The sequence below is a fragment of the Nocardioides sp. NBC_00163 genome, assembly GCF_045206295.1.
GTDB lineage: Bacteria > Actinomycetota > Actinomycetes > Propionibacteriales > Nocardioidaceae > Nocardioides.
In genome coordinates this window covers 1,519,056-1,539,765 of record NZ_CP108155.1, presented here as the reverse complement: position 1 = coordinate 1,539,765, position 20,710 = coordinate 1,519,056, and the positions used below count along the sequence as shown (strand labels likewise).

Annotated in this window: 19 protein-coding genes; 6 read left to right on the top strand and 13 right to left on the bottom strand. The window is 72.0% G+C overall.

Annotated features, from left to right (window positions below; genetic code table 11):
* Positions 1–59 precede the first annotated feature (59 nt).
* Positions 60–1,628: an alkaline phosphatase D family protein gene (locus OG801_RS07375; protein WP_406034859.1), complete on the top strand. Its 1,569-nt coding sequence runs from the start codon at positions 60–62 to the stop codon at positions 1,626–1,628.
* A gap of 74 nt (positions 1,629–1,702) precedes the next feature.
* Here the strand turns inward: OG801_RS07375 and OG801_RS07370 are convergent, their stop codons facing one another.
* The 11 genes from OG801_RS07370 to OG801_RS07320 form a co-directional block, all read right to left on the bottom strand.
* Complete coding sequence (locus tag OG801_RS07370) at positions 1,703–3,028, bottom strand: MFS transporter (protein ID WP_406034858.1); 1,326 nt, start codon at positions 3,026–3,028, stop codon at positions 1,703–1,705.
* Positions 3,029–3,225: 197 nt separating this feature from the next.
* Entirely contained in the window at positions 3,226–3,678 is a 453-nt protein-coding gene (locus tag OG801_RS07365) for a MaoC family dehydratase (RefSeq protein WP_406034856.1), read from the bottom strand.
* A complete protein-coding gene (locus tag OG801_RS07360) occupies positions 3,678–4,901 on the bottom strand; it encodes an acetyl-CoA C-acetyltransferase (RefSeq protein WP_406034854.1) in 1,224 nt (407 codons plus the stop codon). The genes OG801_RS07365 and OG801_RS07360 overlap by 1 nt, the downstream gene beginning before the upstream one ends.
* Positions 4,894–5,796 carry a MaoC family dehydratase N-terminal domain-containing protein gene (locus OG801_RS07355; RefSeq protein ID WP_406034852.1) on the bottom strand — a complete coding sequence of 301 codons (903 nt, stop codon included), beginning with the start codon at positions 5,794–5,796 and terminating at the stop codon, positions 4,894–4,896. The genes OG801_RS07360 and OG801_RS07355 overlap by 8 nt, the downstream gene beginning before the upstream one ends.
* Positions 5,793–6,530: a 3-oxoacyl-ACP reductase FabG gene (fabG, locus tag OG801_RS07350; RefSeq protein ID WP_406034850.1), complete on the bottom strand. Its 738-nt coding sequence runs from the start codon at positions 6,528–6,530 to the stop codon at positions 5,793–5,795. The genes OG801_RS07355 and fabG overlap by 4 nt, the downstream gene beginning before the upstream one ends.
* 1 nt (position 6,531) lies before the next feature.
* A complete protein-coding gene (locus OG801_RS07345; protein ID WP_406034848.1) occupies positions 6,532–7,692 on the bottom strand; it encodes an acyl-CoA dehydrogenase family protein in 1,161 nt (386 codons plus the stop codon).
* Positions 7,689–8,531: an HpcH/HpaI aldolase/citrate lyase family protein gene (locus OG801_RS07340; RefSeq protein ID WP_406034846.1), complete on the bottom strand. Its 843-nt coding sequence runs from the start codon at positions 8,529–8,531 to the stop codon at positions 7,689–7,691. Before OG801_RS07340 ends, OG801_RS07345 begins: the two co-directional genes overlap by 4 nt.
* Complete coding sequence (locus OG801_RS07335) at positions 8,528–9,787, bottom strand: CoA transferase (protein ID WP_406034844.1); 1,260 nt, start codon at positions 9,785–9,787, stop codon at positions 8,528–8,530. The genes OG801_RS07340 and OG801_RS07335 overlap by 4 nt, the downstream gene beginning before the upstream one ends.
* Complete coding sequence (locus tag OG801_RS07330) at positions 9,774–11,153, bottom strand: MFS transporter (RefSeq protein ID WP_406034842.1); 1,380 nt, start codon at positions 11,151–11,153, stop codon at positions 9,774–9,776. Before OG801_RS07330 ends, OG801_RS07335 begins: the two co-directional genes overlap by 14 nt.
* Positions 11,150–11,935, bottom strand: coding sequence for a CoA-transferase subunit beta (locus OG801_RS07325; protein ID WP_406034840.1), 786 nt, complete (start codon positions 11,933–11,935; stop codon positions 11,150–11,152). The genes OG801_RS07330 and OG801_RS07325 overlap by 4 nt, the downstream gene beginning before the upstream one ends.
* Entirely contained in the window at positions 11,932–12,879 is a 948-nt protein-coding gene (locus OG801_RS07320) for a CoA transferase subunit A (protein ID WP_406034838.1), read from the bottom strand. The genes OG801_RS07325 and OG801_RS07320 overlap by 4 nt, the downstream gene beginning before the upstream one ends.
* A gap of 163 nt (positions 12,880–13,042) precedes the next feature.
* Between OG801_RS07320 and OG801_RS07315 the strand changes: the two genes are divergently transcribed.
* Entirely contained in the window at positions 13,043–13,951 is a 909-nt protein-coding gene (locus tag OG801_RS07315) for an acyl-CoA thioesterase (protein WP_406034836.1), read from the top strand.
* 8 nt (positions 13,952–13,959) lie between these two features.
* Here OG801_RS07315 and OG801_RS07310 read toward each other — a convergent pair whose 3' ends face one another.
* Positions 13,960–14,877: a LysR family transcriptional regulator gene (locus OG801_RS07310; RefSeq protein ID WP_406034834.1), complete on the bottom strand. Its 918-nt coding sequence runs from the start codon at positions 14,875–14,877 to the stop codon at positions 13,960–13,962.
* Between the two features lie 83 nt (positions 14,878–14,960).
* On the opposite strand from OG801_RS07310, the gene OG801_RS07305 reads away from it, so the two are divergent.
* Genes OG801_RS07305 through OG801_RS07290 form a run of 4 tightly spaced genes read left to right on the top strand, consistent with a single transcriptional unit; the run spans position 14,961 to position 19,517 of the window.
* Positions 14,961–16,193, top strand: a complete 1,233-nt coding sequence (locus tag OG801_RS07305; RefSeq protein ID WP_406034832.1) for a CaiB/BaiF CoA transferase family protein — start codon at positions 14,961–14,963, stop codon at positions 16,191–16,193.
* A 26-nt stretch (positions 16,194–16,219) separates the two neighbouring features.
* Entirely contained in the window at positions 16,220–17,368 is a 1,149-nt protein-coding gene (locus tag OG801_RS07300; protein ID WP_406034830.1) for an acyl-CoA dehydrogenase family protein, read from the top strand.
* Positions 17,365–18,144 carry an enoyl-CoA hydratase/isomerase family protein gene (locus tag OG801_RS07295; protein WP_406034828.1) on the top strand — a complete coding sequence of 260 codons (780 nt, stop codon included), beginning with the start codon at positions 17,365–17,367 and terminating at the stop codon, positions 18,142–18,144. The genes OG801_RS07300 and OG801_RS07295 overlap by 4 nt, the downstream gene beginning before the upstream one ends.
* Positions 18,145–18,197: 53 nt before the next feature.
* The gene (locus OG801_RS07290) at positions 18,198–19,517 is read left to right on the top strand and encodes a TIGR01777 family oxidoreductase (RefSeq protein WP_406034826.1); all 1,320 of its coding nucleotides are present in this window, start codon (positions 18,198–18,200) and stop codon (positions 19,515–19,517) included.
* 3 nt (positions 19,518–19,520) lie between these two features.
* On the opposite strand, the gene OG801_RS07285 is transcribed toward OG801_RS07290, so the two are convergent.
* Positions 19,521–20,645 carry a glycosyltransferase gene (locus tag OG801_RS07285; protein WP_406034824.1) on the bottom strand — a complete coding sequence of 375 codons (1,125 nt, stop codon included), beginning with the start codon at positions 20,643–20,645 and terminating at the stop codon, positions 19,521–19,523.
* Between the last annotated feature and the right edge of the window lie 65 nt (positions 20,646–20,710).

The following is a 20,710-nucleotide window of genomic DNA, read 5'->3' as shown; positions in this document are numbered from 1 at the left end:
TCCGCAGCCGCACCGATGTGCGGTGACCTCACTCTTCCCCTGACCCGCACGGAGTCGCCATGCCCCAGCCCTCGCCCATCGGTTCTCTCGGCCGCCGTTCTCTTCTCCTCGGTGGAGCTGCTGCCGGGTCTGCCCTGCTGCTGCCCGCTCGCTCCGCCGCGACGCCGCTTCTGGCGCGATCCGGGCGTCCGATGCTCACCGACGGCGTCCAGTCCGGTGACGTGTCGGCCTCGGCCGCCGTCGTCTGGGCGCGCGCCGACCGCATCGCCCGGATGTACGTCGACATCAGCCCGACGGAGACGTTCCGGAAGATTCGTCGCGTACGAGGTCCGCTTCTCGACACCCGGACCGACCTGACCGGGAAGACCCTCCTGCGAGGCCTTCCCGCCGGAAAGGACGTCCACTACCGCGTCGTCCTCGCTGATCCCGACGACGACAGCGTGACCGGCGAGCCGCAGGTCGGGCGGCTGCGTACGGCACCCGTCGGGAGCTCCGACATCCGCTTCGTGTGGTCCGCCGACCTCGGTGGTCAGGGATGGGGGATCAACCCGTCCCGAGGTGGCTACCGGATCTTCGAGTCGATGCGACGGCTCTCGCCGGACTTCTTCCTCTGCTCCGGAGACCTGATCTACGCCGACGGCGTGATCCCGAGCGAGAAGCCGCTCTCGGACGGCACCGTGTGGCGCAACCTCGTCACCCCGGCGAAGTCGAAGGTCGCCGAGACCCTCGACGAGTATCGGGGTAACTATCGGTACAACCTGCTGGACGACAACCTGCGCCGGTTCAATTCCGAGGTCGCCCAGATCAACTCCTGGGACGACCACGAGGTCATCAACAACTGGTACCCGGGGGAGATCCTCGATGACTCCCGCTACACGGAGAAGCGGGTCGACGTGCTCGCCGCCAGGGCCCGGCGCGCGTTCCACGAGTATCTGCCGACCCGCACCGGCAGCGACGACGGACGCATCTACCGGGTCCAGCGCTACGGCGAGCTCCTCGACGTGTTCGTGCTCGACATGCGCTCGTACAAGGACCCGAACACTCCCGGCCTGGAGACGGTCGGCGACGGCGGCGTGTTCGGCCGCCGGCAGCTCGCCTGGCTCAAGGAGCAGCTGAGGGTCTCGCGCGCGACGTGGAAGGTGATCGCCGCGGACATGCCGCTCAGCCTCGTCGTCCCCGACGGCGCGGCGGTCGAGGCGCTTGCCCAAGGCGACCACGGCAACCCGCTCGGCAGGGAGCTCGAGATCGCCGAGCTCCTGTCGTACGCCAAGCGGAACCGGATCACCGGGATGGTCTGGCTCACCGGCGACGTGCACTACACCGCGGCGCACCACTACCAGCCCTCGCGTGCCGCCTTCACCGACTTCGACCCGTTCTGGGAGTTCGTCTCCGGACCGCTCAACGCCGCGGTCGGGGTCGAGCCCGAGCCCAACCCGGTCGACAGCACCTTCGGGCCCGAGGTCGTCTTCTCTCAGGGCGCACCCTCGCTCGAGGTCAACAACCCCGGATTCGGGTACCAGTACTTCGGCGAGGTCAGCATCGACAGCGGCTCGCAGGTGATGTCCGTACGACTCAGGGACATCGATGGCGGGGTCGCGTACACGGTGGATCTGCCGCCGCCGGGCTGAGCAACCAACGCGTCGCCCAGCTCGCGCGTAGCTCGCTGGGCGACGGCCGGTGACGATCCGGTGGTGACCGCGGCTCAGCGTGCCGCGGTCACCGTCGTGGACTCTTCGGAGTTCTCGGCCTCGGCGGCGCCGCGGCCGAGCAGCGCGCGGGAGCACACCAGGGAGATCACGGTGGTCACGACTCCGAAGGCGACTGGCACGGCGATGCTGCCGGAGGTGTCGAGGAGCCACTGCAGGATCATCGGCGTAGTCCCGCACAGCGCGCCGGAGAGGCCGTACGTGACCGAGATGCCGGTGTAGCGGACCCGGGCAGGGAAGGCCTGGGCGAGCATGCCCGCCATGACCGCGTAGAACATCACGTCGGGGATGGTCGCCATCACCGCGCCGATCATCGCGAGGGTCCAGTTCCCGGTGCCCATCAGCACGAACATCAGCGCGAGCGCGGGAATCTCGAGGGCGAGCAGGACGGTGACCAGGGTGCGCGGGTTCCAGCGGGTTGCGAGCACCGCGCCGAACGGCTGCACGAAGAACTGCACGACGCTGGCGATCAGGATGATGGTGAGGAAGGAGTCCTTCTCGAAGCCGAGGTGAGTGGTGGCCCAGGAGAGTGCGAAGGTGTCGCGGGCGTAGACGACCACGAAGACGCACAGGATGCCGAAGACACCGAGGGTCAGCTCGCGGGAGTTGTTGCGGAACAGCTCGATCACCGGGACCCGGACGACCTCGTTGCGCTCGTGGAGGTCCTTCATCGCCGGGGACTCCTCGAGGCTGAGCCTGATCACGAGCCCGACCACGACCAGCGCGGCCGACGCCAGGAACGGCAGTCGCCAGGCCCACTCGAGAAGAGCGTCGTCGGGGAGCAGGCCGGTGACAGCGAGGAAGCTGAGGGTGGCCAGGATCCGGCCGGCGGGGGAGCCCTGCTGGGCGAAGGCGCCGAACAGGAAGCCGCGGTCGGGGCGGGTGTGCTCGGTCGCGATCAGCACCGCGCCGCCCCACTCGCCGCCGACGGCGAGGCCCTGCAGCAGCCGGAGCACGATCAGCAGCACCGGCGCGGCGGCACCGATGGCCGCGTGTGTCGGCAGCAGGCCGACGCCGACCGTGGTGACGCCCATGAGCAGCAGCGTCAGGATCAAGGAGCGCTTGCGGCCGATCCGGTCGCCGAGGTGGCCGAAGACCACGCCGCCGAGCGGCCGGGTCAGGAAGCCCACGGCGAACGTCGCGAAGGAGAGCAGGGTCGCGACCGCGGGCTCGGCGTTGCTGAAGAACAGTGGCCCGAAGACCAGAGCGGACGCGGTGCCGTAGATGTAGAAGTCGTACCACTCGATGGTGGTGCCGACGAACGCGGCGATGCCCGCCTTGCGGGCCATCCGTTCGTCGGGGACGCGCGTTGACTGGGTCATGGGGACTGCTCCTCCGGGGGTTGTGTGTCGTCACGCACCGGAATGCTGTGTGACCGCGTTCACACTAGGAACCCGCGCCATTGCACGTCCAACACCAAATCTAGATGGCATTGACATCACTCGTGAGCCCAATGATGCTCCGGGCATGCCAAGGCCGCCGATCTCCCGACGGGAGGATCGGCGGCATTCGTGAGGCGTCAGGGCAGGACCAGCGTGATGCTCTCCGCGACACAGACCGGTCGCTCGGTGCCCTCCGCCTCGACGGTCCAGGCGACCAGCACCTGAGTCCCGGCCGGGACCGCCCGGAGCTCCTTGATCCGCGGCGTGGCCCGGATCTTCGTGCCGACCTCGACCGGCGCGGGGAACCGCGCCTTCTCGAGACCGTAGTTGAGCCGGGCGGAGCCGGTATCGATCGTGTAGAGCTCGGCGGCGAAGGCCGGCAGCATCGACAGCGTGAGGTAGCCGTGCGCGATGGTGCCGCCGAAGGACGAGGCGGTGGCGCGCTCGACGTCGACGTGGATCCACTGCTGGTCGCCCGTGAGCTCCGCGAAGCGGTCCACGCGCTCCTGGGTGATCTGCACCCAGTCGGTGGTGCCGAGCTCCTCGCCGACAGCAGCCTCGATCGCCGCGACCGAGGTGAACGTACGCATCAGACCACCCGCTCGAAGACGGCGGCGAGGCCCTGGCCGCCGCCGATGCACATGGTCTCGAGGCCGTAGCGGGCCTCGCGGCGGTGCAGCTCGCGGGCGAGCGTGCCGAGCATCCGTACGCCGGTCGCGCCGACGGGGTGGCCGAGGGAGATGCCGGATCCGTGGACGTTGGTGCGCTCGAGGTCCTCGTCGGTGAACTTCCACTCCCGCATCACCGCCAGCGCCTGGGCGGCGAAGGCCTCGTTGAGCTCGATGACGTCGATGTCGGCCAGGGTCAGACCGGCCTTGGCGAGGGCCGCCTCCGTGGCGGGGACGGGGCCGATGCCCATCACGTCAGGACGTACGCCGGCGGCGGCCCAGGACACGAGCCGGACCAGCGGCCGTAGGCCGAGGCTCTCGGCGAGGTCGGCGGTCGTGACCAGGCACATGGCGGCGGCGTCGTTCTGGCCGCTGGCGTTGCCGGCGGTCACGGTCGCCTCGGGGTCGGAGGAGCCGAGGATCGGCCGCAGCTTCGCGAGCGACTCGAGAGTGGTGTCGGCGCGCGGGTGCTCGTCGGTGTCGACGACGACATCGCCCTTCCGGGACGGGACGGTGACCGGCACGATCTCCTCGGCGAAGACACCGCTCTGCTGGGCGGTGACGGCGCGCTGGTGGGAGCTGACGGCGAGCCGGTCCTGCTCCTCGCGGCCGATGGCGTACTCCCGGCGCAGGTTCTCGGCGGTCTCGAGCATGCCGCCGGGCACCGGGTGGAACCGGCCGCCCGGGGTCTGCCGGCCGCGGGTGAGGCCGTCGTGGATCTGTACGCCGGTGCGTGCGCCGCCCCAGCGCATGTCGAGGGAGTAGAACGCGACGTTGCTCATCGACTCGGCGCCGCCGGCCACCACGATCTCGCTGGCACCGGAGGCCACCTGCATCACTGCGTTGGCGACGGCCTGGAGCCCGGAGCCGCAGCGACGGTCGACCTGCTGACCGCCGACGGTGACCGGGAGCCCGGCGTCGAGTCCGACCACCCGGCCGATCGCCGGTGCCTCGGCGTTGGGGTAGCAGTGGCCGAGGATGACGTCGTCGATCCGCTCCGGGTCGATGCCGGTGCGGGCGAGCAGTCCCTGCAGCGCGGTGACGCCGAGGTCGACCGGGCTCAGGTCCTTGAAGACGCCGCCGTAGCGGCCGATCGGGGTGCGGACGGGTTCACAGATGACCACGTCGCGGGCGGTGTCACTCATGGTTGGTGCCTTTCGGGATGAGGGTGGCCAATTCGGCCGTCAGGCCGACCAGCGCGGTGCCGTCGGGGCGCCGCAGCGCGACCTCGACAGAGTCGGGCGCTGTGTCGGGGTTGGAGCGGTCGACCTGGACCTGGGCAGGGTCGCCACAGAACAGGGGAGCGGTGTTGCGATGCCGCAGGTGGCGTACGACGCGGTCGGGGTGGGCCAGCCGAAGAGCCTCGGCGAGCACCAGGGTCGAGAGCGGGCCGTGCACGACCAGCCCGGGATAGCCCTCGACCCGGGTGGCGTAGGGCCAGTCGTAGTGGATCCGGTGCGGGTTGGCGGTCGCCGCGCTGAACCGCATGAGCAGAGTCGGATCGGTGACGAACCGCCAGCCGTCGTCCTCGGCGACCAGCGCTGGGCCGGCCGGTGCGATCGCCGAGGCGGGCTCGGGGTCAGGGAACGACGTCGGCGCCGGCGCGGCATCGCGGTAGATCAGGTCCTGCCGCTCCTCCACGAGCAGATCGTCCCGGCCGGTGTCGACCAGCCGGGTGACCACCGTGACGATCGCCAAGCGGCCGCTGCGACCCGACTTCTCCTCGACCGAGACGACCTCGGACTCGCGGACGACCTCGGTGCCGACCCGGAGGTCGCCGTGGAAGGTCACCTCGCCGCCGGCGAACATCCGCCGAGGCAGGTCGATCGGCGGCAGGAAGTCGCCGCGGCGCGGGTGACCGTCGACGCCGATGACCGACGACACCGGCCAGCGCGGAAGCGCCACCCAGTGCCACAACGGCGGGAGTACGTCCCCGGCGGCGGGCACCGGAGAGCCGCTGTCGAGGAGAGCGCCGAGGGCGGCGGCCGGCCCCGCGTCGAGGGTCTCGACCGACGTCGCCCGGCGTGGCCGCCAGGTCACATGAACCTTCCGCCGGTCACCTCGGCGACCGTGCCGGTCATGTAGGAGGAGAGCGAGGAGGCGTAGAAGAGCGCGACGTCGGCGATCTCGGCCGGCTCGCCGGCGCGTCCCATCGGGATCTCGGCCATCTTCTCGTCCCAGATCCGCTGCGGCATCGCCTCGGTCATCGCCGAGCGGATCAGCCCCGGCTGGATCGCGTTGACCCGGACCCCGTGGTGGGCCATCTCCTTGGCCGCGGCCTTGGTCAGCCCGACGATGCCGGCCTTCGCGGCCGAGTAGTTGGTCTGCCCGACCATGCCGACCTTTCCGGAGATCGAGGAGATGTTCACGATCGCGCCAGACTTCTGCTCGCGCATCCGGGCGGCGGCGAGCCGGGTGCCGTGCCAGCAGCCCTTGAGGTGCACGGCGATGACCTGGTCGAACTGGTCCTCGGTCATCTTGCGCATCGTCGCGTCCCGGGTGATGCCGGCGTTGTTGACGACGATGTCGAGCGAGCCGTACGTCGCGACCGCCGTCTCCAGCGCGCGCTCCACGTCCTCGCCGCTCACGACGTCGCAGGCCACGCCGGTGGCCACGTCCGGGCCGAGCTCCTTGGCCGCGGCCTCGGCGGCGGCGCCGTCGAGATCGGCGAGCACCACGCGGGCCCCCTCCGCCACGAAGCGCTCGGCGACGGCGAGGCCGATGCCCTGCGCGCCTCCGGTGATGACCGCGGTCCGGTTCTCGAGAAGTGCCATGTCAGTTCTTTCCCTTCTGGTCGCGCGCCACCAGCTGGGCGGCGATCACGTTGCGCTGGATCTCGTTGGTGCCCTCGCCGACGATCATCAGCGGGGCGTCGCGGAAGTAGCGCTCCACGTCGTACTCCTTGGAGTAGCCGTAGCCGCCGTGCACCCGCACCGCGTCGAGGGCGACCTGCATGGCCGCCTCCGAGGCGAAGAGCTTGGCCATCCCGGCCTCCATGTCGGCGCGGTCGCCGGCGTCGAGCCGCTCGGCCGCGTCGATCGTCATCAGCCGGGCGGCGCGCATCTTGGTGCCCATCTCGGCGAGCAGGTTGCCGACCGACTGGTGCTTCCAGATCGGCTTGCCGAAGCTCTCCCTGGTCTGGGCGTAGGAGAGCGCGTCGTCGAGCGCGGCCTGGCCGACGCCGACGGCGCGGGCCGCCACCTGGATCCGACCGACCTCGAGGCCGCGCATCATGTGGCCCCAGCCGAGGTGGGGTGTGCCGCCGAGCACCGCGGTCGCGGGCACCCGCATCCTGTCGAAGGTGAGCTCACAGGCCTCGACGCCGCGGTAGCCGAGCTTGGGGATCTTGCCCGAGACGGTGAGCCCGTCGCCGGGTTCGACCAGCACCACGCTCATGCCCTGGTGCGCGGGCGAGGCGGAGCGGTCGGTGATGCAGAGCAGCCCGATCAGGCCGGCGTGCTGGGCGTTGGAGATCCAGGTCTTCGAGCCGGTGATGACCAGTTCGTCGCCGTCGGTGTCGGCGAACGTACGCATGCCCTGCAGGTCGCTGCCGCCGGACGGCTCGGTCAGCGCCATCGTGGCGCGCAGGCTGCCGTCGGCCATCCGGGGCAGGTAGGACTCCTGCTGCTGCGGGGTCCCGAAGTGGCGGACCAGATAGCTGATCACCGAGTGTCCGCCGATCGCGCCGGCCAGGCTCATCCAGCCACGGGCGAGCTCCTCGGTGACCCGCGCGAAGCAGGCCGTGCTCACGTCGACGCCGCCGTGCTCGGCGGGCACCAGGAGGCCGAAGAAGCCGAGCTTCTTCATCTCCTCGATGAGCTCCTCGGGGTAGACGTCGTCCGCCTCGAACTCGCGCACCCGGGGGCGTACGCGCTCGTCGACGAAGTCGGCGACGAGCCGGACCATGTCCTGCTCGTCGGGGGTCAGGCTGCTCATCTGGCTGCTCCTGGGGTGGGTCGGTTGAGGGAGACGATGCGGCGGGCGCGGGCTACGACGGGGGCGTCGACCATCCGGCCGTCGACGAGGGCGACGCCGTCCTCGGTCGCGTCGGCCAGGACGCGTTCGGCCCAGGCGACCTCGTCGGGGCTGGGTGCCAGGGCCGCGGCGGCGGGGGCCACCTGGCCGGGGTGGATGCAGAGCTTGCCGGCGAACCCGAGGGCGGCGGCCGCGGTGACGTCGGCAGTCAGCCGTTCGTGATCGCGTACGTCGCCGGTGACCCCGTCGACCGGGCCGGCCAGGCCGCCGACGGCGGAGGCGAGGACCAGGTTGCCGCGCGCGGGCGCGAGGGCGGGTGCGTGGTCGGGATCGACCCCGAGCTCGGCGGCCAGGTCGTAGCTGCCGAAGGCCAGGCGTACGACTCCGGGGGAGCGGGCCAGGTCGATGGCGCGCGTGACGCCGAGCGCGGTCTCGACCAGCGCCACGACGGCGGAGCCGTCGGGAAGCGCGGCCAGGACGTCCGCCACGGTCTCGGGGCTGTCGGCCTTCGGGAGCACCACCAGCGACGGTCCGGCGAATGCGGCGAGCGTGGCGACGTCGGCGTCGTGCCAGGTGGTGCCGGCGGCGTTGACACGCACGGCGACGGTGACGCCTGCTCGGGGGAGCCAGTCGGTGACGTGGGCACGGGCCGCGTCCTTGTGGGCCGGGGAAACAGCGTCCTCGAGGTCGACGACCACGACGTCGGGGCCTGCGGCGGCAGCCTTGGCGAACCGCTCCGGTCGGTCCCCGGGGACGAACAGCCAGGTGCGTGCTGCCTCGGCGATCTCGGCGGTGCTCATCGCGCCACCACCTCCCGGGTGCCGATGACGCCGCGGCTCAGCAGGTCGTCGAGCCGTTCGGTGGCCAGTCCGAGGGTGCCGGCGAGCACCTCGCCGGTGTCCTGCCCGACGGCGGGTGCGGGCCGGGGGGCGCTCCGGCGGCCGTCGATGGTGACCGGTGCGCCCGGGGCGAGCAGCTCGCCCACGCCGGGCTGGGTGATCGTCGAGAACAGCGGGTGCTCGCGCAGCAGCCGGGCGTCGTCGGCGGCGAGGTCGCGGAAGCTGCGGTAGGGCGACCACAGGATCCGGGTCTCCGACAGCGCCCTCGTGACGTACGCGGTGTCGTGCTGTTCGAACCAGGCGGCGATGAGGCCGCCGAGCACGGTGCGGTGCCGGAACCGCGCGCCCTCGTCGGAGAAGTCGGCATCGAGCGCGCGGGCCAGCGCGGCCACCGCCTCGGCGAGGCCGGTGATGCCCAGCAGGTCCGACCACTGCCGTGGGGTGAGGGCCACCAGCATGAAGCGGTCGCCGTCCGCGGTGGTGAAATCGCGGCCGAAGGTGCCGTAGACGTGGTTGCCGATCGAGCCCCGTTCGCCTGTAGGCCGCAGCTGCGCCTCGGCGAGATAGCCGAGGTTGCCGGCGGCCGCGAGGGCGACGTCCTCCAACGCGACCCGTACCTCGGCGCCCTCGCCGGTGACCGCGCGCCGGCGCTCGGCGGCGAGCAGACCGGTCGCGAGGTGGAGGCCGGCCGCGAGGTCCCACGCCGGCACCACGCCGTTCACCGGCGCCGCATGGTCCTCCGGGCCGGTCACGAGCGGGAAGCCGGTGCCGGCCTGCACGGTGTAGTCGACGGCGGTCCCGCCGTCGTGACGGCCGGTGAGGAGCACATGGATGACGTCGTCGCGGCGGGCGCGCAGCGCGGCGTACCCGAGCTCTGACCAGCGCTCGGTGTTGGTGACGACGATGCCGCCGGACGGGCCGCCCGAGACGACCAGGTCCGCGACCAGCTGCCGCCCCTCCGGGTGGGTGCAGTCGACGGCGATGGCCTTCTTGCCGGGGTTGAGCCCGTTCCAGTAGAGGCTGGCGCCGTCGTCGCTCAGCGGCCAGCGAGTCCGGTCGGGCGCACCTTCGAGCGGCTCGACGCGGATCACCTCCGCGCCGAGCTGCGCCAGGGTGGTGCCGCACAGCGGCGTGGCGACGAAGCTGGACACCTCGACCACCCGCAGACCCGCGAGCGGTCCGGGAGCGGGGTCAGGCGTGGGGTCAGCGGTGGTCATGGAACACCCTTTCTGCGGAGGGCTCGGAGGACGGGGCCGAGGGGCCGGCCATCGCCCAGGTCAGGGCGACCGCGGCGACCGGGACGCCGTAGACCAGGGAGAGGTTTCCGGTCGGGTAGGCGATCGCGACCCAGGAGTAGCCGACGGCGAGGCCGGTGAAGCGGAGCATGTTGTGGAGGCCGAGCGCGACACCATCGGCGGCGGCCGGCGAGGTCATCAGACCGAGCGCGGAGGTCGCCTGGACGACGCCGATCGCCGCGCCGGTCAGCACGAGCGCGGCCACGGTGAGCGTGACGATCGTGCCGGGCCCGGAGGCGGTCGCGGCCAGGGGGAGGGCGAGCAGGCCGAGCGCGAGCAGCACCAGCCCGCCGCGCAGGGTGCGCCGGGCGGTGAACCGTTCGGTGACCCGGGAGGAGAGCGGCGCGGCGAGCGTCATCGCCAGAGCCAGCGCGAGCATGGTGATGCCGATGTGCCCCGGGCCCAGGCCGAGGTCGCGGCCCAGGTGCAGGGGAGTGGCGACGATCGCGACACCGAGGCAGCCCATCACCGTGCCGGCGGCCATGGTGCTCGCGACGAACCTCCGCTCGGTGAGGAGGCCGGGTGGGACGAACGGTCCGGCGCTGGTGCGCCCGAGCTGGGTGTGCACGGCCAGGGCGAGCACACCCACGGCCGCCATCCCCGCGGCCACCGCGATCCCGCCGTGCTGCCCGAGCCAGCTGACGGCGCCGACGAGCGCGCCGATCCCGACCAGGAGCGTCGCCATCCCGCTGACGTGGAGCGGAGCGTACGAGGCGGGCACGTCGGGCACCACGGTCAGGCACAGCACCAGCAGGACGGCGCTGAGCGAGGCGTGGGTGATGAACACCCAGCGCCAGCCGAGGGTGTCGGCGACCAGCCCGCCGAGGGGCGGGCCGAGCGCCTGGCCGACGCCGATCGCGGCCGCCCAGGCGGCCATCACCCGGGCGCGGTTGCCGGCCCAGTGCCGGCCGAGCACCTGCTGGATCGCGGGCGGCACCGCCGAGCAGGCGACTCCCTGCAGGGCGCGCATCACGACCAGGAAACCGAGCCCCTGGCTGAACGCCGCGCCCGCCTGTGCGGCGACCATCAACAGCAGCGACCCGGCGAGCACCCGCCGGGAGCCGAACCGCTGGCACATCCAGCCCGAGACCGGGGCGAAGACGACCATCGCCAGGGTGAAGGCGCTGACCGCGAAGACGATCCCGCGCGACGAGGCCCCGATCGCGTGGGCGATCACGTTGATCGGCGCGCTGATGATCGTGCTCGACAGGGTGCCGAGCGTGGAGCACGCGAGCAGGGCGACGTACGCCGACCGGCGCGGTTCGTACGTGAGGTTGGACGGGCTCATCGGAGGTAGAGCCGCACCGTGTCGATCTCGTCGCGGAGCAGCCGGACCTCCTCGACGGTCGGCCGGGCGGTCTCGCGTACGTCATCGGCGACGGCGATGTCCCACCCGGTGGCGGCGCGGACGTCGTCGACGGTGAGGCCGGGGTGGACCTCGCCGATCTCGAGCTCGCCGAGCTTGTCGGGGCGGCGCAGCACCGCCATCGGGGTGATCACGGTGGAGACCCCGTGGCCGGGAGGCACCATCCGGGGGTCCTCCTCGTACGCGCGCACCGGGCTGGGGGAGGTGCAGAAGCCGAGCTGCGCGGGGAGGGCGCCGGGGTCGTGGCGGCGCAGCACGACGATGCACGCGCCGGCGTTCGGCATGATCTCGGCGGCGCCGCCGGCGCCGGGGAGCCGGACGGTCGGTTGGTCCCAGTCGCCGATGAAGCTGGTGTTGAGGCTGCCCCAGCGGTCGACCTGCGCGGCGCCGAGGAAGCCGACGTCGACATGGCCGCGCTGGAGTACGTAGCCGAAGAGTGCGGGCATGCTCAGCAACGCCGCGGCGCCGGAGACCAGCACCGAGTCGGCGATACCCTCCGCGAGGCCCTCCGGCTGTGCGCCGCAGACACCGGACTCGTAGACCAGCTCGACGTCCGGGTTCACGGTGCGCCGTGCCAGGTCGACGGCGAGCGTCGGCAGCCCGACACCCGCGAAGACCCGGTGCTTGCCGACGAGCTGCCGGGCGGCGACCGCGGCGAGGAACTCGGTGCTGGACGGAGCCACGTCCGAGAGCGGGACGCTCATGAGGCCTCCTCCTGGGCGGCCACCCGGCGGCGGCCGAAGTCGACGGGCTGCGAGAGCCGAGGAGTGACGCCGAGCCCGTCCCAGCGCTCCGCTCCGAGCTTGGCGAGGTAGGCGGCGCGGTCGGGCACCTGGTGCACCCACTCCTCGAGCCAGCCGAGCACCGCCTCGCGGTCGCGGCTGATCGGCGTCCACTCGCGGTAGAAGGCGTTGTCGCGGTCGTAGTGGCCCTGCGTGTAGGACGGGTGCGCGCCGCCGGGGCACTCCACCACGGCGGTGACCGCGTGGGACGGCAGCACGGTGCGGTTCGGGTCGGAGCGGACCACGTCCTCCTCGACGATCTCCTCGACGGTCGCGATCACGGTCTCGGCCGCGTACGCCGCCTCCTGCTGGGCCCCGACGATGCCCCACATCTGAACGTTGCCGGAGCGGTCGGCGCGCTGGGCGTGGACGATCGTCACGTCGGGGCGCAGGGGCGGCACGACGTAGATGTCCGGGCCGCCGTAGGGATCGGAGACCTTGCGGATCAGCGGGTTCAGCTTCGGGAGGTCGCTGCCGGCGTACGAGCGGAGCGGGAAGAACGGCAGCCCGGCGGCGCCTGCCTGGTAGCGGCAGACCATGCCGTAGTGGCTGTACTCCTCGACCTCGAGCGGTTTCGGGTCGGCGTTCTCGACGCGACGCCGGACCTCGTGCAGGGAGCCCGCCGAGCCGCTGGCGAAGAACGAGGCCACGAGCTTGGAGACGCAGCCGGCGGCGACCATCTGGTCGGCCAGCAGGTCGGGGGTCATTCGGCAGAACGTCAGGTCCCGACGGCCCTGGCGGATGATCTCGTGGCCCGCGGCGAACGGGATCAGGTGGCCGAAGCCTTCGAGTGCGACCGTCATGCCGTCCCGTACGTGGGCGGCCACCGCCGAGCTGAGATCGGTGACCTTGTCGGGCGCGGCCATGGGTGCTCCTCAGGGGCGGACGGGGATTGGTCAGTGGCCCCAGCCTGCCGCCAGCCGCGTGCCGAACTCCAATACTTCTTCCGCCGCTCACTGTTGACGGATACGTATGAATAGTTCGAGACAGATATCGAAAGTGATGACAAACGACGGCACAATGAGCCGGGTGGACCCTGCCTCTCCTATCGCTGACGTCCGTGCTGCGGTGACCCTCGACGAGCTGCTCGAGCTGCTCGACCTGAGCTGTGCCGACGACCCGGCGGGCCGGGTCAGTCACTGGGCCGGGAAGCCGCAGAAGCATCCCGCCGGCAGGCTCTTCGGTGGCCTCCTCCTGGCTCAGGCGCTGGTCGCCGCCGGCCGCGGTGTCGGGGCTGACCAGCGGATCATCAGCCTGCAGGCCGACTTCGTCGGCGGAGTGCCGACGGACCGGCCGCTGCAATGGGAGGTCACGGTCGTCTCGGACGCTCCCTCGCTGGTGACCCGGCGCAGCCGGCTGCTCGACGACGCGGGAGAGGAGCTCTTCAGTGCGGTCACGCGATGGGCGACGGTCCGTGCCGACCTGCCCTCCTATAGTTCCGTCCGGCCGGCGCCCGCGCCCGACCCCGAGACGCTGCCGGACCTGGCCGACCGGTTCGGCTCCGACGAGCGGATCCCGCCCTGGTGGCGGCTCCGGCGGCCGGTCCACTTCAGGCACGCGGTGGCCCCGCCATACTTCACCGTCGCCGAGCCGAACGACCGGCAGACCACCTTCTTCCGGGCGACCGGCCCGCTGCCGGACGACCCGGTCCTGCGGGCGGCGCTGGTCGCCTACGTGAGTGACATGAGCATCCTCGAGGCGTCGTTCCTGGCGCTCGGATCAGCACGGCACAAGCCTGGCGCCCGGATCCTCAGCCTGACCCACGCACTGACGTTCCATGCCGCCTCCGACCTGACCGACTGGCACCAGTTCGACTGCCGGGTGGAGTCGATCGCCCACGGGCGTGCCCACGGCGTCGGCGAGCTCTTCGACGCGGCCGGTCGCCACGTCGCCACCGCGTCGCAGGTCGGCCTGGTGAAGGTCTCGGCCGACTGCTGACCGGTGGGTCAGGCGGGCGGGCCGTTCGGCAGGTCCGGGGTGGGTAGCGCCTCCTCCGAGGCGTGCAGCACCGCGTGCAGCGCCGGGCTCCGGTCCTCCTGCCGCCAGGCGAGCTGCTGGAACGTGGGGCGGTCGCACTCGCTGATCCGGACCACCTCGATGCCGGTCTGCACCACGTTGGCGATCGCGGTGTCGAGCGTGAACGTGATGCCGACGCCGGCCGCGACCAGCGCGACCGCGGTCCAGCTGTCCGGCGCGGTCTGCACGATGTTGGGCACGAAACCGGCCTGGGAGGCCGTCTCGATGAAGGCGTCGCGCACGCTGGAGCCCGGGTCGGCGGGCAGTGCCACGAACGGTTCGTCCCGGCACTCCGCCATGCTGACCTCCTCGCGGCCAGCGAGCCGGTGGCCGGCGGGTACGGCGAGCACGTAGTGCTCGACCGCGATCACGCGGTGTGCCAGACCCTGCGGCTCGATCCGCCACCGCGCGATGGCCAGGTCGAGCTCGCCGTCCTGGAGCGAGCGCAGCGCCTCGTAGTTGTACGTCGTGCTCTGCAGCATCAGCTCGATCCCGGGGTGCTGCTCGCGGACGATCCGGCCGAGCTGGCCGACGAGCACGTGGGAGGAGGGGCCGGCGAACCCGATCCGGACCCGGCCGGTCTCGCCCCGGCCTGCCGAGCGGACCGCCCGGCGCGCGGTGCGCAGGCCCTCGAGCACGTCCTGGGCGGGCCGGACCAGTGCCTCGCCGGCCGAGGTCAGCCGGACGCTCCGGGTGGTGCGGTCGAACAGCTGGGCGCCGAGGTCGCGCTCTAGCTGCTTGATGGTGCGGCTCAGCGGTGGCTGGGCGATGTGCAGCCGCTCGGCCGCCCGGCCGAAGTGGAGCTCCTCGGCGACGGCCAGGAAGGCCTCGAGATGGTGCAGGTCCATAGGGACAACTCTTGCATCAGTGGGAACAATCCTCCAAGGATTAGGTATTGGACGCGCATAAGAAGTCGCGGGATGCTTTCTGCATGACCACCGACATGGCCATCGACCTGCTGCCGCTGGAGGGCATCACCGTGGTCGCCCTCGAGCAGGCCGTCGCGGCCCCGCTCGCCACCCGTCACCTCGCGGACCTCGGTGCCCGCGTGATCAAACTGGAGCGGGTGGGCGAGGGCGACTTCGCCCGCAACTACGACCACGCCGTGCACGGCCTCGCCTCGCACTTCGTCTGGCTCAACCGCGGCAAGGAGTCGGTGGCGCTCGACCTCAAGTCGCCCGACGGCGCCGAGCTCGCGCGGCAGCTGGTCGGGCGCGCCGACGTGTTCCTGCAGAACGCCGCCCCCGGCGCAGCCGAGCGGCTCGGGCTCGGCGCCGACGAGCTCGCCGAACGGCACCCCCAGCTCGTCGTCGCCGGCATCTCCGGATACGGCACCGGCGGCCCGCTGCGGGACCGCAAGGCCTACGACATGCTGATCCAGGCCGAGTCCGGGCTGATCTCGATCACCGGTACCCCGGAGACGGCGACCAAGACCGGCGTCCCCAGCTCCGACATCGCCGCCGGCCTCTACACGAGCCAGGCCATCGTCGCGGCCCTGTTCCGCCGCGAGCGCACCGGCAAGGGCGGCATCGTCGACGTATCGATGTTCGACGCGACCGTCGAGTGGCTCGGCCACCCGATGTACATGCAGATGTACGGCGGTCGGCAGGTGCCGCGGATGGGGCTCAGCCACGCCTCGATCGCACCGTACAACGCCTACCCGACCGCCGACGGGGAGATCCTGATCGGCGTCCAGAACGACCGCGGCTGGCGGGCGCTGGTGACCGACGTCTTCGACCGGCCCGATCTCGCCGACCACCCCCGGTTGGCCACCAACCCGCTGCGGGTCGCCCACCGCGAGGAGTGCGATGCGGTCGTCGCTGAGCACACCCGTGGGTTCGCCACCGCCGACCTCGACGCCCGGCTCGCCGCCGCCGGCGTTCCAGCGGCCCAGATCAACGACATGTCCGGCCTGGTCGAGCACCCGCAGCTCGCCGGTCGCGACCGGTGGCGCGAGGTCGCCACTCCTGCCGGGCCGGTCCGCGGCGTACTGCCTCCGATGACGTTCCGCGACGTCGAGCTGCCGATGGGTGCGATCCCGGAGCTCGGTGCCCACACCGACGCCGTGCTCGCCGAGCTCGGCCTCGACACCGGCGCGATCGACCGGCTGGCCGCCGGCGGCGTGGTCGGCCGGCCCACCGACGTACCCGTTCCCACGCCTTGACCCCTCCCGCACGAAGGAGCAGCACCATGGAGCCCGACGAGTTCACGTCGATCCTCGACGCAGTCCGCGCGTTCGTCCGCAAGGAGGTCGTCACCGCCGAGGACGAGATCGAGGAGACCGACCAGATCCCCGACCGGCTCCGGCAGCAGGCCGCGGCCATGGGGCTGTTCGGCTATGCCATCCCCGAGGAGTACGGCGGTCTCGGCTTCACCATGTCCGAGGAGGTCCGGCTGGCGATGGAGCTCGGCTGGGCCACGCCGTCGTTCCGCTCGATGTTCGGCACCAACAACGGCATCGCCGGTCAGGTGCTGGTCAACTGCGGCACCGAGCGGCAGAAGCAGCAGTACCTGCCTGGGCTGGCGAGCGGTGACCTGGTGGCCTCGTTCGCGCTCACCGAACCCGAGGCCGGCTCCGACCCGAGCGGCCTGCGCACGCGCGCGGTCCGCGAGGGCGACGCGTACGTCCTCAACGGGCAGAAGCGCTTCATCACCAACGCGATCTGGGCCGACCTGCTGATGGTGTTCGCCCGCACCGGCGACCTCGACGAGGGCGCGAAGAACATCTCGGTGTTCGTGGTGCCGACCGACACCCCCGGCGTCACCATCGGTCCGAAGGACCACAAGATGGGCCAGCGCGGTTCGGTGACGTCGGAGATCTTCCTCGACGGTGTCCGGGTGCCCGCCGAGAACCTGGTCGGCGAGGTCGAGGGCGAGGGCTTCTCCGCGGCGATGCGATCGCTGGCCAAGGGCCGGCTGCACATCGCGGCACTGACCGTCGGCCTGGCGGACCGGCTGATCGAGGAGAGCCTGCGTCACGCCACGACCAACAGCCAAGGTGGTCAGAAGCTGGCCGAGTTCCAGCTGATCCAGGCGATGCTCGCCGAGAGCCGGACCGAGGCGTACGCCGGTCGCGCGATGGTCCTCGAGGCCGCGCGCAGCTGGGACGACGGCAGCGACCGCCGGACGGCACCGTCGCTGTGCAAGCTGTTCTGCACCGAGGCGGTCGACCGGATCGCCGACCGCGCGGTCCAGATCCACGGTGGCCTCGGCTACATGCGCGAGGTGCCGGTCGAGCGGTTCTATCGCGACGCGCGGCTGTTCCGGCTCTATGAGGGCACCAGCGAGATCCAGAAGCTGATCATCGCCAAGCAGATGGTGAAGGAGTTCCAGGGGTGAGCGAGGAGCTGCGGACCGGGGCGGTCCGGATCGAGGATCGTGGCCACGTCCGGATCCTCACCCTCGACCGTCCCGAGCGTCGCAACGCGCTCGATCTCGCCGACCGGCTGGACCTGCTGGCGGCGCTCCGGGCTGCCGACCGGGAGGCGCGCGCCGTCGTCCTGACCGGCGCAGGCTCGGTGTTCTCCGCGGGCGGCGACATCCGGTCGATGTCGCAGGACCGCGACGTCGCCAGGCAGCGGCTCGAGGTCGTCAACGCCGTCGTACGTCAGCTGGTCACCGGCGACCGGCCGGTCCTCGCTGCGGTCGAGGGTGGCGCTTACGGGCTCGGCCTCGCGTTGGCAGCCGCCTGCGACCTGGTGGTCGCCGGCCGCTCGGCGACCTTCTCGACGTCCTTCGGAAAGATCGGGCTCGGCCCCGACACCGGGCTCGCCTACACGCTCCCGCGGCGCGTCGGACAGGGGAGAGCGCGCGAGCTGCTCCTGACCGCACGCACCTTCGACGCGGCCGAGGCCGAGCGGATCGGAGCGGTCGAGACCGTCGTCGACGACGGCACCGCCGTCGACCACGCGGTCGAGCTGGCCTCGCGGCTGGCCGAGCTCTCAGGGCCGATGGTCGCCGGCACCAGGCGCATCCTCACCCAGCCCGACCAGAGCCTCGACGGCGTACTCGCGGCCGAGGCCGACCTCCAGGTCGACCTGCTCACGGGCCGGCAGTTCGCCGAGGGCCGGGCCGCATTCCTCGAACGCCGGAGGCCGGACTTCATCAGCGCCTGAGGCCGGACGGCGTGCCGGTTGTACGCCCGGCCGATCCGCGCGAGGCTTCAGGTATGACGTCCCCGCTGGTCCGGGTCCACACGCTGACGACGCGCGTCGAGGCGCCGGTCGAGGAGGTCTTCGGGTGGCATCGTCGCCCGGGCGCGATCCGCCGGCTGACGCCGCCGTGGACGCCGGGGGAGGTGCGGGTGGAGGCGACCGATCTGGCCGACGGGACGGCGGTGATCTCGCTCGGCCGTGGTGTGGACTGGGTGGCCCGCCACGATCCTGACGCCTACGACCCGCCGCACCTGTTCACCGACCGGCTCGCCTCGCTGCGGCCGCTGACGTGGACCCACCGGCACGAGTTCGCCGCAGACGGCGACGCGACGCTGGTCACCGACCGGGTCGAGACGAACGTGCTCGGGCGGATGGTGGACCGGATGCTCGGCTACCGCCACGATCAGCTGGTCGCCGACCTCGCGGCCCACCACAGGACGTACGCAGCGGGCAGGTCGCTCACCATCGCGGTCACCGGCTCGAGCGGCACCGTCGGGCAGGCCCTGGTCCCGTTCCTCACCACGGGTGGGCATCGGGTGATCCGGCTGGTCCGGCACGCGCCGGTAGGCCCTGACCAGCGCCGCTGGGATCCGTCGGCGCCCGGCTCGGACCTGCTCGACGGGGTGGACGCGGTCGTCCATCTGGCCGGGGCGTCGATCGCGGGCCGCTTCACCGCGGCACATAAGGCGGCCGTCCGCGACTCCCGGATCGAGCCGACCCGACGGCTCGCCGAGGCGGCGGCACGCAGCGGCGTACGCACCTTCGTCAGCGCCTCCGCGATCGGGATCTACGGCGCCGACCGCGGCGACGAGATCCTCACCGAGACCTCGGCGCGGGGCACGGGCTTCCTCGCCGATCTGGTCGCCGACTGGGAGGCGGCGAGCCGGGTGGACGGGCCCCGCGTGGTCCAGGTGAGGACCGGGATCGTGCAGACGCCCGCCGGGGGACCGCTGAGGCTTCAGCGACCGCTGTTCGCGGCCGGCCTGGGAGGCCGGCTCGGGAGCGGCGACCAATGGCTGAGCTGGATCGGCATCGACGACCTAGTCGACATCTACCACCGCGCCGTCCTCGACGAGACGCTCGTCGGCCCGGTCAATGCGGTTGCCCCCGAGCCGGTCACCGGCCGGGTCTACGCCCAGACCCTCGCGCACGTGCTCCACCGGCCCGCGCTCCTGCCCACGCCGACTCTCGGCCCCCGGCTCCTGCTCGGCAGGGAGGGGGCCGAGGAGCTGGCGTTGGCGAGCCAGCGGATCGAACCGGTCGCTCTCGGGAGCCACCACCAGTTTCGTCACCCGACGCTGGAGGCGGCGCTGCGCCACGTACTCGGTCGTTGAGGGTCAGGCCTCACCGCTGAGCAGCAGCTCCGCGGCCACCGCCGCTCCGTCGACCCGGGCCGCGGCAGCCAGCGACGTCGCCCGCGTGCGGACCTCAGGCGCCAGGACGGCGCCGAGAGCCGCGGTGAGCGACTCGACCGTCGGTGCGGCGCCGTCGTGGGCGACCCCGATGCCGAGCTCGGCCACCCGCCCGGCCCAGTAGGTCTGGTCGCCGGCCTGCGGCACCACCACCTGCGGCGCGCCGGCCCGGTAGGCCGTCGTCATGGTGCCCGCGCCGCCGTGGTGGACGACGGCGGCGACCCGGCCGAAGAGCTGCTGATGGTTGACCTCGCCGATGACGAAGCAGTCGTCGCGACCGTCGATGACGTCCAGCCCTGCCCATCCGCGTCCGATGACCACGCGCCGGCCGTGGGCGCGGATGGCCTCGACCGCGACCCGCACGCTCTCCTCGCCGACCGTGCGCATGCTGCCGAACCCGACGTACACGGGCTCCTGCCCGGCGTCGAGGAAGCCCAGCAGGTCGGCCGGGAGCGGACGGTCGTCATCGAGCATCCAGGCGCCGGTCTGCACGACGTCGATGCTGGAGGTCCCGTGCCACGGGCCGAGGGTGGGATCGGCCGCGAGGAGGGGACGAGTGGTGAACATGAACTCGGTGACATCCGTGACGGGCGGCAGCCCGATCGAGGCCCGATGGGCGTCGATCGGCGCCTTGAACAGTTCGTCGAAGCCGCGCCCGTCCAGGCCGTCGACGACGTCCGGGCAGAAGAGGGCGTAGTGATACGGGATGGCCAGCGTCTCGGCGACGGAGGGCGCGACGAACTGTGACATCGCGGTCGCCACGACCACATCACAGCCCGCAGCGGCCTCCGCCACGGTGTCGTACTGCGCCGTGATGAAGTCGGTCACCCGCTGGTGACGCTCCTCGGAGGTCGGCGGACGCTCCCACGACCGCCACGGCTTCAGGAACGGCACGTGCGGCACCCCCTCCCGCGCCAGCAGGTCGACGAACTCCCCGTCCGGCGGCGCGCACATCCGCACCTCCGCGCCCCGCCGCTGCAGCTGCACCGCCAGCGCCACCAGGGGCTCGACGTCTCCCCGCGACCCGTACGTCGACAGCAGCACGCGCATCCATGGCTCCGTTCTATGGGCATCGGGCCGGGCCCGAGAACGACGGCAGCATAAGGCTCCCGCGC

What these genes read in the sequence shown, in the direction of transcription:
- OG801_RS07375 (WP_406034859.1), top strand. Translation starts at nt 60, where the DNA reads ATGCCCCAGCCCTCGCCCATCGGTTCTCTCGGCCGCCGTTCTCTTCTC.
- OG801_RS07370 (WP_406034858.1), bottom strand. Translation starts at nt 3,028, where the DNA reads ATGACCCAGTCAACGCGCGTCCCCGACGAACGGATGGCCCGCAAGGCG.
- OG801_RS07365 (WP_406034856.1), bottom strand. Translation starts at nt 3,678, where the DNA reads ATGCGTACGTTCACCTCGGTCGCGGCGATCGAGGCTGCTGTCGGCGAG.
- OG801_RS07360 (WP_406034854.1), bottom strand. Translation starts at nt 4,901, where the DNA reads ATGAGTGACACCGCCCGCGACGTGGTCATCTGTGAACCCGTCCGCACC.
- fabG (WP_406034850.1), bottom strand. Translation starts at nt 6,530, where the DNA reads ATGGCACTTCTCGAGAACCGGACCGCGGTCATCACCGGAGGCGCGCAG.
- OG801_RS07345 (WP_406034848.1), bottom strand. Translation starts at nt 7,692, where the DNA reads ATGAGCAGCCTGACCCCCGACGAGCAGGACATGGTCCGGCTCGTCGCC.
- OG801_RS07340 (WP_406034846.1), bottom strand. Translation starts at nt 8,531, where the DNA reads ATGAGCACCGCCGAGATCGCCGAGGCAGCACGCACCTGGCTGTTCGTC.
- OG801_RS07335 (WP_406034844.1), bottom strand. Translation starts at nt 9,787, where the DNA reads ATGACCACCGCTGACCCCACGCCTGACCCCGCTCCCGGACCGCTCGCG.
- OG801_RS07330 (WP_406034842.1), bottom strand. Translation starts at nt 11,153, where the DNA reads ATGAGCCCGTCCAACCTCACGTACGAACCGCGCCGGTCGGCGTACGTC.
- OG801_RS07325 (WP_406034840.1), bottom strand. Translation starts at nt 11,935, where the DNA reads ATGAGCGTCCCGCTCTCGGACGTGGCTCCGTCCAGCACCGAGTTCCTC.
- OG801_RS07320 (WP_406034838.1), bottom strand. Translation starts at nt 12,879, where the DNA reads ATGGCCGCGCCCGACAAGGTCACCGATCTCAGCTCGGCGGTGGCCGCC.
- OG801_RS07310 (WP_406034834.1), bottom strand. Translation starts at nt 14,877, where the DNA reads ATGGACCTGCACCATCTCGAGGCCTTCCTGGCCGTCGCCGAGGAGCTC.
- OG801_RS07305 (WP_406034832.1), top strand. Translation starts at nt 14,961, where the DNA reads ATGACCACCGACATGGCCATCGACCTGCTGCCGCTGGAGGGCATCACC.
- OG801_RS07300 (WP_406034830.1), top strand. Translation starts at nt 16,220, where the DNA reads ATGGAGCCCGACGAGTTCACGTCGATCCTCGACGCAGTCCGCGCGTTC.
- OG801_RS07290 (WP_406034826.1), top strand. Translation starts at nt 18,198, where the DNA reads ATGACGTCCCCGCTGGTCCGGGTCCACACGCTGACGACGCGCGTCGAG.
- OG801_RS07285 (WP_406034824.1), bottom strand. Translation starts at nt 20,645, where the DNA reads ATGCGCGTGCTGCTGTCGACGTACGGGTCGCGGGGAGACGTCGAGCCC.